The organism is Kitasatospora putterlickiae (assembly GCF_039527695.1).
Taxonomy (GTDB): Bacteria; Actinomycetota; Actinomycetes; order Streptomycetales; family Streptomycetaceae; genus Kitasatospora; species Kitasatospora putterlickiae.
Genome location: NZ_BAAAKJ010000504.1, coordinates 1 through 2,174, shown reverse-complemented (window position 1 = coordinate 2,174; position 2,174 = coordinate 1). Strand labels below are relative to the sequence as shown.

The following is a 2,174-nucleotide window of genomic DNA, read 5'->3' as shown; positions in this document are numbered from 1 at the left end:
CGCGCTGCTGACCGGGCGGCCGGTGGAGTTCGGCGCCGTCCGGGAGGCCCAGGAGCGGCTGGAGCGGCGGCTCGCCGAGGAGCCGGCCGGGGTCCAGGGGGACGTCGTGCGCTCCGGCACCCGGCTGCTGCTCCAGGCGCTCAAGGATCTCGAACGGGCGCTGCGCGGCGGCGGTACGGCGGCCGGCGCCGAGCGGCGCGAGCCGGAGCCCACCGGGCGGTGAGGCCCGCCCCGCCGGGGATGGCAGAGTGGGCGGGATGAACGAGGAACTGCTGCGGCTCTGGCGGGCCGGCGCCGAGGAGCCGGGGACGGTGCTGCTGGACGGGTTCCACCCGCTGAAGCACGCGCTGCGGTTCGGCGCCGCCGTCCGGCAGGTGCTGACCGCCGACCGGGCCGCACTGGCGGCGCTCGCCGCCGAGCTGGCCCCGGACGTGGCCCCGGCGATGGACGCGCTGGCCGTCGAACTTCCGGAGGCCGCGCTGCGCACGCTCGCGCCCCGGCCGCACCCGACCGGGGTGATCGCGCTGGCGGTGCGGCCGACCGCCGGGGCCAACCGCGCCGCGCTGGCCGTCCGGCCCCGGCCGGCGCCCGTCGTGCTGCTGGAGAACCCGCGCAACCTGGGCAACGTCGGCGCGGTGATCAGGCTCGCGGCCGGGTTCGGCGCGGCGGGCGTGGTCACCACCGGCGAGCTGGACCCCTGGCACCCGGCGGTGCTGCGCGGCAGCGCGGGCCTGCACTTCGCGACCGCCGTCGAGCGGCTTACCCTGCCGGAGCTGCCGGCCGGACCGCTCTACGTGCTGGATCCGGAGGGCGCGGACATCCGGGCGACGGCCTTCTCGGACGACGCGGTGCTCGCCTTCGGCACCGAGCGGCACGGGGTGACCCCGGAGCTGAAGGCGCGGGCCGACGAGCTGGTCGCGGTGCCGATGCGGCCCGGGGTCTCCAGCTTCAACCTGGCGACCAGCGTGGCGATGGGGCTGTTCCACTGGATGTCCGGACGCCCGCCCGGCGCGCCGGTCTGAACCGGCGGCCGGGCGGGCCGGGGCGGCGGACCGTCAGGAGAACAGCCGCTTCCAGGTGTCCGGGCCGGGGTAGCCGTCCGCCTCGGCGCCGCGCCAGCCCTGGGCCTCCTGGAAGGCCTGGACGTTGCGCCGGTCGGACTCCGTCCAGCGCGGGCCCGGGCCCTCGGTGTAGTACCGGCCGTAGCCCTTGCGGACCAGCTGCTCGCCGAGTCGGCGCACCCAGTCGTTGGTGGCGCCCGGGACGAACTTGTCGGCGCCCGGGAAGGCCGGTGCGCCGGCGCCCGGGTCGACCGGAGGGGTCACGGGCGGGGGCGGCAGCGGGGTTCCGCCGTCGATGTTGCGGCCCTTGCCGTTGACCAGGTAGTCCCAGGTGGCCTTGCCCGGGATGCCGTCCGCCTCGCTGCCGCGCCAGCCCTGGGCGAGCTGGAAGGCCTCGGTGGCCCGCCGGTCGGCCTCGCTCCAGCGCGGGCCCGGCCCCTCGCTGTAGAACCGGCCGCCGCCGCGCTGGGCCAGCAGCCGGCCGAGCTCGGTGACGTAGGCGTTGTTGGCGCCGGGGCCGAACTTGTCGGCGCCCGGGAAGGCCGTCGAGGAGGAGCCGCCGCCGACGCTCCCGCCGGTGGAGAGCCCCTTGTAGCGGTAGGGGACGTAGGAGGCCGAGTTGTTCCAGTACGCGTACGGGGTGGAGCGTTTGACGGTGTTCGGGGCGGTCTGCTCGTACGCCACGTAGCGGGTGCGGGAGGAGTCCGTCCAGCCGCCGAAGATCGTCACGTGCGAACCGGACTGCGGGCTGGCCGGGTTGTTGTAGACGAGGATGTCGCCGGGCTGCAGATCCGCCTTGGTGATCCGGTCGGCGAAGTTCGGCAGGGTCCAGGTGGTCTGGCTGCTGCCCAGCCCCCAGGCCATCGAGACGAAGCCCGAGCAGTCCTGGCGGTAGCCGTCCGACCAGTAGCGGCTCATGCTGTACGGCACCTTCTGGTCGACCCAGCGCTGGGCCCGTTCGATGATCTGGGCCCGGGTGACCGGCGCCGCCGTGGCGCGCGGGGCGGCGAGCGAGCGGGCGCCGGGGGACCCGCCGTAGAGGCCGCTGACCTCGCCCTGCGGGGTCTCGGAGCGGGGGCTGCTGGGGCCGCCGGGGGTCGGGGTCGGGGCGGG

Annotated in this window: 3 protein-coding genes; 2 read left to right on the top strand and 1 reads right to left on the bottom strand. The window is 76.4% G+C overall.

What is annotated here, in order from left to right; genetic code table 11:
* Both ABD308_RS38045 and ABD308_RS38040 read left to right on the top strand, forming a co-directional pair.
* A partial coding sequence (locus tag ABD308_RS38045) for a hypothetical protein (protein WP_344345437.1) occupies positions 1–223 on the top strand: 223 nt, incomplete at its 5' end.
* A 34-nt stretch (positions 224–257) separates the two neighbouring features.
* Positions 258–1,022 (top strand): TrmH family RNA methyltransferase, encoded by a 765-nt coding sequence (locus ABD308_RS38040; RefSeq protein WP_344345435.1) that lies wholly within the window; start codon positions 258–260, stop codon positions 1,020–1,022.
* A 33-nt stretch (positions 1,023–1,055) separates the two neighbouring features.
* On the opposite strand, the gene ABD308_RS38035 is transcribed toward ABD308_RS38040, so the two are convergent.
* Positions 1,056–2,174: peptidoglycan-binding protein (locus ABD308_RS38035; protein ID WP_344345433.1), on the bottom strand; the 1,119-nt coding region annotated here is incomplete at its 5' end.